This window comes from Nocardioides lentus, assembly GCF_039529515.1.
In the GTDB taxonomy this organism is placed as follows: Bacteria; Actinomycetota; Actinomycetes; order Propionibacteriales; family Nocardioidaceae; genus Nocardioides; species Nocardioides lentus.
This window is the reverse complement of record NZ_BAAAMY010000005.1, coordinates 42,469-55,766: the sequence shown is the minus strand read 5'-3', so window position 1 is coordinate 55,766 and position 13,298 is coordinate 42,469. Positions and strand designations below refer to the sequence as shown.

Genomic DNA, 13,298 nt, shown 5'->3' with positions numbered 1-13,298 from the left:
CCCGCCGCCTCAGCGGCGGGGGGTCCTGTCGCGTGCCGGTGCGGCCGGGAGCGCCGCCGGGGCCCGAGGCGGGGCGTCGGGGTCAGCCGACGGGCTGCTGCAGGTCGACGACCCAGCGCGTGCCCCCGGGCTCGTACGGCGTGGCGTGGTAGACCTCGCGGCAGGTGCCCCGCGGGGTCAGGCCGCGACGCTCGACCTCGGTGACCAGGGACTGCCAGGCGCCGGCGATGCCCGAGAGGTCCGCGGCGTCGTACGTCGTGGCGAGGGCGCGCCCCACGGCCGGCAGGTCGGCGCTCTCGAGGCCCGCGACGGGTTCGTCGACCTGCTCGGCGGCGGCCGCGCGCAGCCCCTCGTCCTCCTCGGTGTAGTGGGCGACGCCGGGTCCGGTGCGGGTGGCGCCGGCCGCGGCGACGGCCTCGTTCACGCGGCCGAACATCAGGCCCATCTCGGCCTCGATGGCGCCCATGTCGGCCACGTGGGCGGAGGACTGGACGAGTCGCAGCGCGGGCAGCGACGTCTCGGTGTAGGTCGGGGTCGTGGTCATCTCGTGCTCCTTGGTGATCGTGGAGAGCCGCGCCTCGACCCGGGCGAGGCGACCGCGGTCCACCGCGATCTGCGCACGCAGCTCGTCCCGTCGCTCCCGCAGCAGCGCGACCACCCGGTCGCCGCCCGAGGCGTCGGCCTCCAGCAGCTCGGCGACCCGGTCCAGCCCGAAGCCCAGGTCCTTCAGCGCCACGAGGTGGTTGGCGCGGTCCAGCTGGGCGGCGGTGTAGGAGCGGTAGCCGGTGTGGGGGTCGACGCGGTGCGGTCGCAGCAGGCCCAGCTGGTCGTAGTGCCGCAGCATCCGCACGGACACCCCGGCCAGTCGGGCGAACTCTCCGATGTTCAACATGACCCCCTCAGCGGACCGCCTGACACCGTGTGAGGGTCAAGCATCCCGTGCGCGAGACTCGCCCGGTGACCTCCGCGCCCCGGCTGCAGCCGCTCGTCCGGGCGCGGGTCGCCGGTCTGGGCGACGTGGGCGCGGCGTGGGTGGAGGCCCTGCCCGGTCGTCTCGGAGAGCTCGCCGCCGCCTGGGACCTCGAGCTGGGCCGGGGGCTGCCCGGCGGGTCGGCGTCGTACGTCGTGCGTGGCCGCACGGGCGGGGGCGACGAGCGGGTCGTGAAGGTCGCGCTGCCCGGCCAGGAGGCGGCGCTGGCCCGGGAGGCCGCGGTGCTGGCCGCCGCCGACGGCCGCGGCTACGTCCGCCTGCTCGCGCACGACGGGGGAGCGGACGGCAGTCCCGCCCTGCTGCTCGAGTCACTCGGGCCGTCGCTGGACGCCGCACTGCTGCCGCCCGAGCAGGTCCTCGACGTGGTGGCCGACCTGCTGCGCACCGCCTGGCGGGTGCCGGTGCCGGCAGGGACCGCCGACGCCGGCGACGCCGCCGTCACCCCGGGGCCGCGGAGCCGTGCCGTCGTGCTCGCCGCGCTGGTCCGCGAGGCCGACGCCCGGCACCCCGGGGTCTGCGACCCGGCGGTGCGCGACCACGCGCTCACGCTCGCCAGGGACCTCGCGGCGACCGACGACCCGGGGCGCTGGGTGCCCTGCCACGGCGACCCGCACCCGGCCAACGTCCTGCGCCGCGGCGAGGGCTGGGCGCTGGTGGACCCCGACGGTGTGCGGGCCGACCCGGCGTACGACCTGGGCGTGCTGGTGCGCGAGTGGACCCACCGGGTGCGCCGCAGCGAGGACCCCCGCGCCTTGGTCGCCGGGTGGTGCGCCCGGCTCGGCGAGCGCACCGGCACGGACCCCGCGCGGATCGAGGCGTGGGGCTTCCTCGAGCGCGTCAGCACCGGGCTGCACGTCGTCGACTTCGGGGCGACGGCGATGGGGCGCACCTTCCTCGACAGCGCGGTGCGCCTGCTGCCCTGAGACGGGCCGACGAGTTTCGCGATTCCCCCGCGCCCCGGCGCCGACCGACCTACATTCTTGAGTGTTCCTTGAAGTTCCGCGGACCTCTCCCGCCGGGGGCGCAGCCCCTCCCGCGGCCGCCGCGCCTCCCCCTCCTCGCCTGCCCCGGAGCACCCATGTCGGTTCGTCCTGCCCTGCCCGCGCGCCCCCGACGCCGCGCCACCGGCCTCGTCGCCGGGCTCGTCGCCTCGCTCGCCCTGGGCGCCGCCCCGGCCCTCGCGGCCGTCCCCGCCGTGGTGCCCTCCACCGGCCCCGCGCCGAGCACGACGACCGCGGCGCCGGCGGACGAGCGCAACGCCTCCCCGAACCCGCGCCTCGACCGCGGCCGGGCGGGCTACCGCCCCGTCGCCGGCGTCGCCTCCCTGCGTCGCACGGCGGTCCGGCCCCACCGCGGCGCCCGCTGGGCCGCGTCGGCCCGGGTCCGGGCGAGCGGGGTCACCGTGGCGCTCCCCGACGCCCCCCTCGTCGACGCCGCCCGGGCCCTGGTCTCCGCCGACGTCCGGACCTCGCGGGGCGCGCTGACCACCCTGTCCGCGACCTTCCGCGACGCCTCGGGCGCGACGCTCGGCGAGGCCGACAGCCGACGGTTCCTGACCGGCCCCCTCGGCTGGCGCACGGTCGGCGCCGAGCTCGACGTCCCCGAGGGCACCGCGGGGGTCCGGACGGTCCTCACCGTCCGCGCCGCCGCCCGCGGCAGCCGGGTCGCGGTCACCAACCACGTGGTGCGGCGCACCGTCGTCCGCGTCACCCCCGAGCCGCAGCCCGAGCCGCAGCCGGAGCCGCAGCCGGAGCCGCAGCCGGAGCCGCAGCCCGAGCCGCAGCCGGAGCCGCAGCCCGAGCCGCCGCGGGCGATGGACAACTCGGTGTCGCAGCCGGGCATCGTGGCCTACGGCCACCCCCGCGAGGTCGCGTCCTACGCGGCGGAGGGCGCGCTGGTCGTCGCCGGTCGCGACAACTACGACTCCGCCGAGATGACGCGCGTCTCGGCCGCGGGCGGCACCGTCCTGGTCTACCTCGACGCCGTCATCGACAACGCCTACGGCCGCTACCACCAGCTGCTCAACACCGCCTCGAGCTGCGGCGGCCCGACGCAGGCCTGGCCGGGCGGCTGGCGGGCCAACGACTGGGGCATGCTCAACGACTTCCGCCCGGGCTCCGTCGTGCAGCGCAAGATGGAGTGCGTCCTGGAGACGATCGTGGCCGAGAACCCCCACATCGGCGGCTTCTTCGCCGACGACCTCGGCTCGCGCTCCTGGTTCGGCGGCTTCAGCTGGAGCGGGTTCGGTGCCGCCAACCGCCAGGCCTACCGCGACGGCGCGATCGAGCTGTCGCGCACCTTCCGCCGCGTCGCGGACCGCCACCAGCTGGTGTTCATGGTCAACGGCACCTGGGGCGGCGGCAGCCTCGAGAGCGCCGGGGGCGGCTTCCCCGTCGCGTCCCAGCACGGCAACGCGCTGGCCGACGGCGCCTTCGCCGAGAACCACGAGGCGGACGGCTACTGGGGCCGCGCCTACCCCTGCGCCGAGCAGTGGGCCGACGCGTCCGCCACGACCAGGGGCATGGCGTTCAACTTCGCCGTGACCCGCGACGAGTCGGTGCGCCGGCAGCTGGCCGCGACCGGGTGCTACGCCTTCACCGCGACCCAGCAGGCCTACGACCGGGCGCCGGTGTGGGGCCCGTTCCGCTGGACCGGCCTGCCTCACAAGGTCGGTGGGCGCGGCTGAACGGCGGGCCGGGCGACCGGGGGTGAACGCGATGTTGAGGTTTTCTTGCGGGGACGACCAGGATTCCTTGACGTAGGGTCGCGCTCACCCCCCAGCGTCTCGGAGACACCATGCCCAGCACGACCCCCTCGGGCACCCGTGCCCGCACCTGGCTCGTCCGTGCCCTGCTGCTCGCGCTCCCGGGGGCGCTGCTCGCCGCGGCGCCCGCCGCACCCGCCGCCGCCGAGGTCGACAACTCCTTCACCCAGCCCGCCCTCGTCGCCTACGGCAACCCGGGGGCCGCGGCGCCGTACGCCGAGCGCGGGGCGCTGGTGATCGCGGGCCGCGAGAACTACGGCAGCGCCGCCATGAAGCGGGTCTCGCGCCGCGGCGGCACGGTGCTGGTCTACCTCGACGCCGTCATCGACAACGACCACGGCCGCTACCACGCGATGCTCAACCGTCGCTCGGTGTGCGGTCCGGCGACGCGGGCCTGGCCCGGGGACTGGCGGGCCAACTCCTACGGCCGCCTCAACGACTTCCGCCCCGGCTCGGTCGTCCAGCGCAAGCTCGGGTGCGTCCTGCGCCGGATCGTCGCCGAGAACCCCCACATCGCCGGCTTCCTCGCCGACGACCTGGGCTCCCGCTCGTGGTTCCGGGGCTTCAGCTGGGACGCGTTCGGCGCCCGCAACCGCCAGGCCTACCGGGCCGGCGCGATCGCCGCGGCCAAGACCTTCCGTCGGGTCGCGGACCGCCACGGCCTCGTCTTCCTCGTCAACGGGACCTGGGAGGGCGGATCGGTGCACAGCAAGGGCGGCGGCTACCCGACGGCGTCCGCGTCCGGCAACGCCCTCGCCGACGGCACGATCGCGGAGCACCACCGGCCCGACGCCTTCTGGGGGCGCACCTACCCCTGCGCCCGGCAGTGGGCCAACGCCTCCAGCGTCACCCGCGGCACGCAGTTCAACTTCGCGATCGCCTCCACCGACGCCGACCGACGGGCCTTCGCCCGCAGCGGCTGCTACGCCTTCGCCGCCACCCAGACGACCTACGAGCGGGCCCGGGTCTGGGGCCGGTTCCGCCCGACCGGTCTCCCGCACCGCGTCACCCGCCCCTGAGCGCCGCCTCCGGCGGGCGTCCGGACCTGGGGCGCCGACCTACGATCGAGGCATGAGCAGGCCGGTGCCCCGCGCGCGCGGCGTGCTGCTGACGGTGCTCGTGCTCGCGCTCAGCGCCTGCGGGGCCCTGCCGGGTGGTGGGCCCGGCGGCCCCGACGACACCGCCCCCGAGGTCGTCGCCGACGGCTCGCCGACCCAGCCGGCCTCGCTCGTGTACGGCGACACCGCCGGCGTCGAGGCCTACGCGCGACCCGGTGGGCTGGTCGTCGCCGGGCGCGACAACTTCGACGACCCGGCGTTCGCCGAGGTCTCCCGGGCGGGCGGGTCGGTGCTGCTCTACCTGGACCCCGTCATCGACAACGCCTACGGCCGCTACCACCGGCTGCTGCTCGGGGCCTCGGCCTGCGGCCCGGCGGTACCGGACTGGCCGGGCTCGCCGGTGGCCAACGACTACGGCTCGCTCGCGGACTTCCGGGTCGGGTCGGTGCTGCAGGACAAGCTGCCGTGCGTCCTGGAGACGATGGTCGCCGAGAACCCCCGGATGGCCGGCTGGTTCGCCGACGACGTCGGCTCCCGCTCCTGGTTCCCGGAGATCGACTGGGACTCCTGGAGCCCCGAGGCCCAGCAGGCCTACCGCGACGGGGCGATCGCGCTCACGCGCACCTTCCGTCGGGTCGCGGACGCCCACGGGCTGGTGGTCGTGGTCAACGGCACGTGGACCGCGGGCGACCTCGCCGGCGCGGGGGGCGGCTACCCCGATCCCGAGCAGCACGGCAACGCGCTGGCCGACGGCGGCTTCGTGGAGAACCACGACACCGGCGTCGCCTTCTTCACCGACTACGCCTGCTCGCCCCAGTGGGCGGCCGAGTCGCCGGTGACCGAGGGTCGGGCGATCAACTTCGCGGTGACCCGCACCGACGAGGGCCTGCAGGCCTACGTCGACTCCGGCTGCTTCGCCTACGCGCAGCGCCACGAGACCTACGACCTGGTCCGGCCGTGGGCCGGCAACCGCGACATCGGTCTGCCCACCGAGGTCGCCGACTAGGCCACCGGCCCTCCGACGCGGACTTCGCGACTCCCCGGCGCCGGGTCCCACCCGGTGCCTACGATGGGCGCGGTGCGCAGCGGGGGGTCCGCCGGCACGGTCGTGAGCGCGACGGCGAGCCAGGGGAGGTGCACGTGGTGCGCGAGGAGAGCCCGGAGGACCGGGGTCCGGTCGCGGCGGTCGCGTCGGACCTGTCGCGTCACCGCTGGTTCGTCCTTGCCGTCGTGGTCCTGGCGCTCGCGGCCGCGGTCGCGGCCACGGTGCTGACCCCGACGACCTACACCGGCCGCTCCTCGCTCATCGTGAGCTCCAACAACCGCTCGCCCGACCAGGACGCCGTGCTCGTCCAGGGCTACGTCGACCTGTTCGACGACGCCGCCTACCAGGCGCAGCTGCTCGACGACGCGGGCGTCGAGGAGCCGGTGGAGCTGTCCGCCCGTGCCGCCGCGGCCAGCCCGATCCTCGTCATCTCCTCCACGGCCGACGACCCCGAGGTCGCCCGGGTCTCCGCGGCGGCGGCGGCGCGGGCCTTCCAGGCCGACATCAACGACGTCCGGGCCACCGAGCAGGAGGCCAAGATCGCAGAGCTGCAGAACCGCATCGACGCGCGCCGGAGCACCGACGGCGACGACTCCGGCACGGTCAACGCGCTGCGCACCGAGCTGATCCGGCTGGAGGCCGACCGCACCGACCAGCTCCAGGAGCTCCAGCTCGACGCGGGCGTCGCGACCGAGGCGCCGAGCGTGGTGCGCAACGTCGGCCTGGGGCTGGTCGGCGGGCTGCTGCTCGGCGTGGTCCTCGCGGTGCTCCTGGGTGGTCGGCGGCGACGGCGCGGCACCTCGCGATGACCCCCGCGACGCGCACGGTGGTTCCGGCGCGCCTGCGCGCGGCGGGCCCGGAGCTGGCCGTGCTCGCCGTCCTCGCCCTCGGGTTCGCGGGCGCCGTGGTCGTCGTGCCCGACGCCTTCGGAGTCCTGCTCGTGGTGGGCGTGGTGGGCCTCGTCGCCGTCGCGGCCGGTCTCGCCAGCCCGGTCGTGGCCACGTCGTACCTGCTCGTGGCGGCGTTCCTGCGGCTGGCCGTGCCCACGGGCCCGCTGCCGACGGACCCCTTCGTGCTCGCCTACGGCGGCGTCCTGCTCGCGGTCGGGCTGTGGTGGCGCACCCGCGGCGGCCCGGTCCCGCCGCTGCGCGGCCTCGGGCTGCTGGTCGCGGCGTACGTCGGCTGGAACGTGCTCTCGATGGTCCTGCCGCACACCTACGACGCGGTCTACCCGACGTACGGCGGGGAGATCGAGGTGTGGCGCTTCGTGCTCATCGGCACCGTCATGCCCCTGACCATGCTCCTCGTCGGCGTCGCGTGCCTCGGCCGCGAGCGGGCGGTCCGCACCCTGGTGGTGCTCCTGATGGGCATCGGCGGCTACTCGGCGCTCGTGAGCATCCTGCAGTTCCACGGGCCCGCCGCGCTGGTGTGGCCGTCGTACGCGCTGGGCCACCCGGAGTGGCCCGGCCGCGCGGTCGGCGTGGTCTACCAGCCGGTGGTCCACGGGCTGGTGCTCGTGCTCGGCTACCTGGCGTCGGTCCTCGTGGCCTCCCGCACCGCGGTGCGCGGCGGCGTGCGGGTCGCCGCCGCCGTCGTCGCCGCGGCCTGCGCCTACGGCGTCCTGCTCACCTACACCCGCTCGGCCTGGCTGTGCCTGGCCGTCGTCGTGCTCCTCGGCGCGGTCGTCGCCCGGGGCTGGCGGACCGGGTTCGTGCTCACGCTGGCCGCCGGGGCCGTCGGGGTGGCCGTGAACTGGTCGACGTTCACCAGCGACGACCGCTCCGCGGGCGGCGTCACCAGCTCCAACGAGCTGCTCGACCGGCTCAACATCAACGCCACCGCGATCTGGGCCACCGGCGAGCGGCCGCTGCTGGGGTGGGGGATCGGTCGCTTCCCCTCGGTCAACACCTACCACCACCGGCAGCTGACGCCCGAGGTGCCGTGGGAGCGGGGCTACGGCCTCGCCGCCCACTTCGACCTGCTCGGGATCTCCGCCGAGCTCGGCCTCGTGGGCGCCGCGCTCTGGCTCGGCGTCGTCGGCCTCGTCGCCGCCCGGCTCGTGCACGCCGTACGACGCACCCCGCCGCAGTCCGACGACGTGCCGGGGGGCGCCGCGGGCGACGTCGGCGGACGCGACTACGCCACGCTGGCGCTGCTGGCCCTGGTGTCGTGGCTGGTCACGGGCGCGACCGTCGACCAGCGCCTGTTCGACGTCACCAACCTGATGGTGATGACCCTCGCCGGCTCGGCGATCGGCCACTGCTGGTGGCGCCGCCGCTCCGCCGGGGCCCGCCAGGAGGGTGCGGGCCCGGAGCAGGAGGGCCGGGGGCCTGCGACCCGGGAGCCCGGGACCGCTGCGGCCGCCGCGACGGTGGTCGGGTGAGGCGGCGCGGGGTGCTCTGGGCCTCGACCGCGACGACCACCCGCGGTGGCGTCGCGTCGTACGTGCGGAGCGTGCGCGCCACGCCGCTGTGGTCGACGTGGGGGATCCGGCACGTCGCCACCCACACCGACGGCTCCGCCGTGGCGAGGCTCGCGCTGTTCGCCCGCAGCCTCGTCGTCGTCGGGCTGCGCCTCGCGGTGCGGCCCCCGGCGCTGCTGCACCTGCACACCGCCTCGCGCGGCAGCTTCGCGCGCAAGTCCGTGCTCGCGCTCCTCGCCCGCCGCCGCGGGGTGCCGGTCGTCGTCCACGTCCACGGCGGCGGGTTCGCCGACTTCCACGACGCCGCGCCCCGCTGGCTGCGGCGGTGGATCCGCCACACCCTGGAGTCCGCCGACGTGGTCGTGGCGCTCGGTGCGGGGTGGGCCGCCCAGCTGCGCCGGATCGCGCCCGGGGCCCGGATCGAGGTCGTGCCCAACGCCGTGGTGCCGCCGGCGACGGTCATCGCGTCACCGGGCGCGCCGCCCGTCGCGCTGTTCCTCGGGCTCGTGCACGCCGACAAGGGGGTGCCGGTGCTGGTCGACGCGTGGTCCGAGGTCCGGGCGCGGCTGCCGGGCCTCGACGCCCGGCTGGTCGTCGCGGGCGACGGCGACCTCGACGGCCTGCGCCGGCAGGTGGCCGCGCGACGCCTCGGCGACGTCGTCGAGACCCCCGGGTGGGTGGGACCCGACGATGTCGCGCGCCTACTCGACGGCGCGGCCGTGCTGGTGCTGCCCTCGCGGGCCGAGGGCCACCCGATGGCGGTGCTGGAGGCGATGGCCCACGCGCGCCCGGTCGTCGCCACCGCCGTGGGCGGCCTGCCGGACCTCGTCGACGACACCAGCGGCCGGCTGGTGCCACCCGACGACGTCGCGGCCCTCGCCGACGCGCTCGTCGAGGTGCTGGGCGACCCCGCCACCCGCGAGCGGCTCGGCGCCGGCGCCCGCGCCCGGGTGCTGGAGCACTTCGACGTGGCCGTGACCTCGCGCCGGCTCGACGCGCTCTACCGCGAGCTGACCGGCCGGAGCGACCGATGACGACCCGCCCCGTCCGGGCGACCTTCGTGGTGCCCGACCTCGCCGCCGGCGGGGCCGAGCGCAACCTGGTCTCGGTGCTGGGCGGCGCCGACCCGGCGCGGCTGCAGGGCAGGGTCGTGTGCCTCGGCGAGCCCGGCGCGCTGTACGACGAGGCCGCGGCGCTCGCCCCGGCCCGAGCGCTGCGGCACGCCAAGCGGCAGGTGCTGCGCAGCGTCTGGACGCTCGCCCGCGAGCTGCGCCGCACCCGCGCGGACGTCGTGGTCTGCCGCGGCTACAGCGCCGAGACCGTGGGGCGGCTCGCGGCCGTCCTGGCGCGGGTGCCGCACCGGGTGGTGTGGGTCCACAACTGCTCCGACACCGAGCCCCGGGGGCGCGTGCGCACCGTCGTCGACGCCGCGCTCGAGCCCGCTACCGACGTCTACCTCGGGGTGGCCCGCGCCCAGGTCGCCTACCTGACCGGCGAGCTGCGCCACCCCGCGCGCAAGGTGCGGATCGTCCACAACGGCGTCGACGTCGAGGCGTTCGGCCGCCCCGAGCACGCCGCGGCCGGGCGCGCGGTGCGCACCGGGCTCGGGCTCGGGCCGGACGACCTCGTGGTCACGATCCTCGCGGCGCTGCGCCCCGAGAAGGACCACGAGCTGTTCCTCCGGGCCGCCCAGCAGGTCGCGGGGCGGGTGTCCGCGGCGCGGTTCCTGGTCGTGGGCGACGGGGCGCGGCGCGCCGACCTCGAGCGGCTCGCCGTCGAGCTGGGGCTCGGCGACCGCGTGGTCTTCGCCGGCCACCGCACCGACGTGCCGCAGGTGCTGGCCGCCAGCGACGTCGTGGTCCTGTCCTCGTGGACCGTCGAGTGCTTCCCGGTCTCCCTGCTCGAGGCGATGGCGTCCCGGGTGCCGGCGGTGGCCACCGACGTCGGCGGGGTCGCGGAGATCGTCGTCGAGGGCGTCACCGGCCACGTCGTCCCGTCGCGACGCCCCGAGCCGCTGGCGCGACGGGTGGCCGAGCTGCTCGCCGACCCGGCGCGGCGCCGTGCCTACGGCGCAGCCGCACGCACGCGCGTGGAGGAGCACTTCACCCTGGCGCGCAACGTCACCGACCTCGAGCACACCCTCGCCGCGGTGGTGGGCCTCCCGGACGGGTCGCCGGGACCGCCCGCCCCGGCACGGCCGGTCGGCCTCACCGCGGTCATGGACACGACCGCGGTCGGGGGCGCCGAGATCGTCACGCTGCGGGCGTTCGGGGCGATGGACCGCTCCCGGGTGACGCCGTCGCTGGTGTGCCTGCGGGAGGAGGGTCCGCTCGCCGGCGACTTCCGTGCCGCGGGCGTCGGGGTGAGGGCCCTGGGGCGCAGCGGCCGGTTCGACGTGCGCACGCTGCCGCGGCTGGTCCGCGCGCTCCGCGCCTCCGGCACCGACGCGGTCCTGCTCGCCCACCACCACCGGGCCTCGCTGGTGCTCGGCCGCATCGCGGCGCGCCTGGCCGGTGTCCGCGTCGTGCTGGTCGCCGCCCACGACATGGACCTGGTGCCCCTCGGTGGCCGGGTGCTGCCGCCCTCGACCGTCGCGACGCTGCGCGGGGTCTCGGCGCTGGTGCTGCTGGCGCCCAGCCAGGGCGACTACCTCCACCGCCACGAGGGCGTCGGCGCCCGGCCCTGGAGCCGCACGCGCGAGGTCGTGGTGCCCAACGGGATCCCGCTCGCCCCGCCCCCGACCGCGGCCGACCGTGCCGCCGCGCGGGCCGCGCTCGGCCTGCCCGACGACGCCTTCGTGGTCGGGATCGTGGCGCGCCTGAGCGCGCAGAAGGCCCACCACGTGCTCCTCGAGGCGTTCGTGGCGGTGCGGGCCGCCGTGCCCCGGGCGCGACTCGTCGTCGTCGGCGGCGGTGAGCGGGACGCCGAGCTCCGCGCCCTCGCCGTACGGCTCGGGATCGGCGACGCCGTCCTGTTCGCGGGCGTGCGGCGCGACGTCGGGGCGCTGCTGCCCGGCTTCGACGTGGCCTGCCTGTCGTCGGTGCACGAGGCCGCGCCGCTGACGGTCCTGGAGGCGATGGCCGCGGGCGTGCCCGTGGTGGCCACGCGCTGCGGGGCGCTCGCGGACCTGGTCGAGGACGGCCGCGAGGGCGTGCTCGTCGACGTGGGGGACACCGGCGCGCTGGCCGCCGCCCTGGTGGGTCTGTCCGCCGACGAGGACCGACGCCTCGCGACCGGGCGCGCTGCACGGGTGCGCGCCGAGCACGACTTCGCCGTGGAGCGCACCGCTCGCGGCTACGAGGACCTCGTGGTCGGGCTGCTCGCCCGCCGCGGGGGCCGGGGGACCGAGGAGGACCGATGACACGGCGACCGCACGTGCTGGTGCTGGTGGAGAACCTGTCCGTCCCGCTGGACCGGCGGGTGACGCAGGAGAGTCGCGCGCTGGTCGAGGCGGGCTACCGCGTCACGGTCATCTGCCCGCGGGGCACGACCCAGGACACCGAGCCCGAGGCGGACGTCGACGGGATCCGGGTGCTGCGCTACCCGCTGCGGCCCGCGACGGCGGGCGCGCTCGGCTACCCACGGGAGTACGCCCTCGCGCTGTGGCACACGCTGCGGCTCGCGCTGCGGGTGCGTCGCGAGGGCCCGGTCGACGTGGTGCACGCCTGCAACCCCCCGGACCTGCTGTTCCTCGTCGCGCTCGTGCTGCGGCCGCGCGGCGCCCGGTTCGTCTTCGACCACCACGACCTGGTGCCCGAGCTGTTCCTGTCGCGCTTCGACGACGCCCGTCGCGGTGCCCTCTACTGGGCGACCCGCCTGGTCGAGCGGCTGACCTTCGCGGCCGCGGACGGGGTGATCTCGACCAACGAGAGCTACCGCGACGTGGCCCGGCGTCGCGGCGGGGTGCCGGCCGACCGGATCGAGGTCGTGCGCTCCGGGCCCGACCTGGACCGGTTCGTGCGACGGGACCCGGACCCGTCGCTGCACCGCGGCAAGGAGCACCTCCTGGCCTACCTGGGGGTGATGGGGCCGCAGGACGGCGTCGACTACGCGCTGCGGGCCGTGGCGGCGCTGCGCGCCCGGGGCCGCGACGACTTCCACTGCGTGTTCATGGGCGCCGGCGACGCGCTCGCCGACATGCGCGCGCTGAGCAGCGAGCTCGGCCTCGACGACGTCGTCGAGTTCCCCGGCCGGGTCCCCGACGAGTACGTGCAGCGCTGCCTCTCGACGGCGACCGTCTGCCTCTCGCCCGACCCGAAGAACCCCCTCAACGACGTCTCGACGATGAACAAGGTCGTCGAGTACATGGCGATGGGCCGGCCGATCGTCTCCTTCGACCTCGTCGAGGCGCGGGTCTCGGCGGCGGACGCCGCGGTCTACGTGCCCGACGACGACGTCGAGGGCTTCGCGGGTGCCGTCGCCGACCTGCTCGACGACCCGGCCCGGCGCGAGGAGATGGGCCGACTGGGTCGGGCCCGCGTCGAGCACGAGCTGTCGTGGGCGGAGTCCCGCCGGCGCCTGCTGGGGTTCTACGAGCGGCTGCTGGGCGGCCCGCCCGGGGCCGGCCGCGTGGCCGACAGGTAGGCGTACCGCTCGTCGAGGTCGCTGCGCGGCACGAGGGTGACCGTGCGGGGCTCGAGCCCGGCGGCCGCCGCGTGGCCCCAGGAGTCGGGCACGGTGTAGGTGGTCATGTTGGCCAGGTCGCGGCGGTAGCCGCGGCGGCGGCTCCGGTGCCCGGCGCTCCGTCGTCGTACTTGAGCCGGACGACGGCGAGCCCGCCCGGGCGCAGCAGCGCGGCGGCGGCGTCGAGCACCGCGAGACCGTGGGCCTCGGTCGGCACCAGCTCGAGCACGTGGAAGCAGACGAACAGGTCGCAGGCGCCGATCTCGGTGACGGCCGCGGTGGCGTCGTCGACCCGGGTGCGGACGGCACGGACCGGGGTGTCGCAGGACTCCCGCACCCGTGCCGTCGCCCCGCGAGCGTCTCGTCGGACAGGTCGACCAGCACCATCTCGCCGG

At 76.6% G+C, this 13,298-nt stretch carries 12 protein-coding genes; 9 read left to right on the top strand and 3 right to left on the bottom strand.

The window, feature by feature from the left end; genetic code table 11:
* Positions 1-82: 82 nt before the first annotated feature.
* On the bottom strand, positions 83-892 hold the full coding sequence (locus ABD158_RS11150; protein WP_344007137.1) for a MerR family transcriptional regulator: 810 nt from the start codon (positions 890-892) through the stop codon (positions 83-85).
* Positions 893-957: 65 nt separating this feature from the next.
* Here ABD158_RS11150 and ABD158_RS11145 point away from each other — a divergent pair, with 65 nt between their 5' ends.
* The 9 genes from ABD158_RS11145 to ABD158_RS11105 all read left to right on the top strand — a co-directional run bounded on the left by ABD158_RS11145 (position 958) and on the right by ABD158_RS11105 (position 12,864).
* A complete protein-coding gene (locus ABD158_RS11145; protein ID WP_344007135.1) occupies positions 958-1,914 on the top strand; it encodes a phosphotransferase in 957 nt (318 codons plus the stop codon).
* 155 nt (positions 1,915-2,069) lie between these two features.
* Positions 2,070-3,677, top strand: coding sequence for a hypothetical protein (locus tag ABD158_RS11140; protein WP_344007133.1), 1,608 nt, complete (start codon positions 2,070-2,072; stop codon positions 3,675-3,677).
* Positions 3,678-3,787: 110 nt separating this feature from the next.
* Entirely contained in the window at positions 3,788-4,774 is a 987-nt protein-coding gene (locus tag ABD158_RS11135) for a hypothetical protein (protein WP_344007131.1), read from the top strand.
* A 52-nt stretch (positions 4,775-4,826) separates the two neighbouring features.
* Positions 4,827-5,819, top strand: a complete 993-nt coding sequence (locus tag ABD158_RS11130) for a hypothetical protein (RefSeq protein ID WP_344007129.1) — start codon at positions 4,827-4,829, stop codon at positions 5,817-5,819.
* A gap of 137 nt (positions 5,820-5,956) precedes the next feature.
* A complete protein-coding gene (locus ABD158_RS11125; protein WP_344007127.1) occupies positions 5,957-6,667 on the top strand; it encodes a hypothetical protein in 711 nt (236 codons plus the stop codon).
* Positions 6,664-8,241 carry an O-antigen ligase family protein gene (locus ABD158_RS11120; protein WP_344007125.1) on the top strand — a complete coding sequence of 526 codons (1,578 nt, stop codon included), beginning with the start codon at positions 6,664-6,666 and terminating at the stop codon, positions 8,239-8,241. Before ABD158_RS11125 ends, ABD158_RS11120 begins: the two co-directional genes overlap by 4 nt.
* Positions 8,238-9,314, top strand: a complete 1,077-nt coding sequence (locus ABD158_RS11115; RefSeq protein ID WP_344007123.1) for a glycosyltransferase family 4 protein — start codon at positions 8,238-8,240, stop codon at positions 9,312-9,314. The genes ABD158_RS11120 and ABD158_RS11115 overlap by 4 nt, the downstream gene beginning before the upstream one ends.
* Positions 9,311-11,641: a glycosyltransferase gene (locus ABD158_RS11110; RefSeq protein ID WP_344007121.1), complete on the top strand. Its 2,331-nt coding sequence runs from the start codon at positions 9,311-9,313 to the stop codon at positions 11,639-11,641. The genes ABD158_RS11115 and ABD158_RS11110 overlap by 4 nt, the downstream gene beginning before the upstream one ends.
* A complete protein-coding gene (locus ABD158_RS11105) occupies positions 11,638-12,864 on the top strand; it encodes a glycosyltransferase family 4 protein (protein WP_344007119.1) in 1,227 nt (408 codons plus the stop codon). The genes ABD158_RS11110 and ABD158_RS11105 overlap by 4 nt, the downstream gene beginning before the upstream one ends.
* Here ABD158_RS11105 and ABD158_RS11100 read toward each other — a convergent pair.
* The gene (locus ABD158_RS11100) at positions 12,810-12,971 is read right to left on the bottom strand and encodes a hypothetical protein (protein WP_344007117.1); all 162 of its coding nucleotides are present in this window, start codon (positions 12,969-12,971) and stop codon (positions 12,810-12,812) included. The two genes, ABD158_RS11105 and ABD158_RS11100, sit on opposite strands and share 55 nt — an antisense overlap.
* Positions 12,968-13,240 (bottom strand): hypothetical protein, encoded by a 273-nt coding sequence (locus tag ABD158_RS11095; RefSeq protein WP_344007115.1) that lies wholly within the window; start codon positions 13,238-13,240, stop codon positions 12,968-12,970. Before ABD158_RS11095 ends, ABD158_RS11100 begins: the two co-directional genes overlap by 4 nt.
* Positions 13,241-13,298: the final 58 nt, after the last annotated feature.

Bases quoted from the DNA above. Each gene is read 5' to 3' on its own strand.
- ABD158_RS11135 (WP_344007131.1), top strand. From the start codon at position 3,788: ATGCCCAGCACGACCCCCTCGGGCACCCGTGCCCGCACCTGGCTCGTC.
- ABD158_RS11120 (WP_344007125.1), top strand. From the start codon at position 6,664: ATGACCCCCGCGACGCGCACGGTGGTTCCGGCGCGCCTGCGCGCGGCG.
- ABD158_RS11105 (WP_344007119.1), top strand. From the start codon at position 11,638: ATGACACGGCGACCGCACGTGCTGGTGCTGGTGGAGAACCTGTCCGTC.
- ABD158_RS11150 (WP_344007137.1), bottom strand. From the start codon at position 892: ATGTTGAACATCGGAGAGTTCGCCCGACTGGCCGGGGTGTCCGTGCGG.
- ABD158_RS11130 (WP_344007129.1), top strand. From the start codon at position 4,827: ATGAGCAGGCCGGTGCCCCGCGCGCGCGGCGTGCTGCTGACGGTGCTC.
- ABD158_RS11140 (WP_344007133.1), top strand. From the start codon at position 2,070: ATGTCGGTTCGTCCTGCCCTGCCCGCGCGCCCCCGACGCCGCGCCACC.
- ABD158_RS11100 (WP_344007117.1), bottom strand. From the start codon at position 12,971: ATGACCACCTACACCGTGCCCGACTCCTGGGGCCACGCGGCGGCCGCC.
- ABD158_RS11110 (WP_344007121.1), top strand. From the start codon at position 9,311: ATGACGACCCGCCCCGTCCGGGCGACCTTCGTGGTGCCCGACCTCGCC.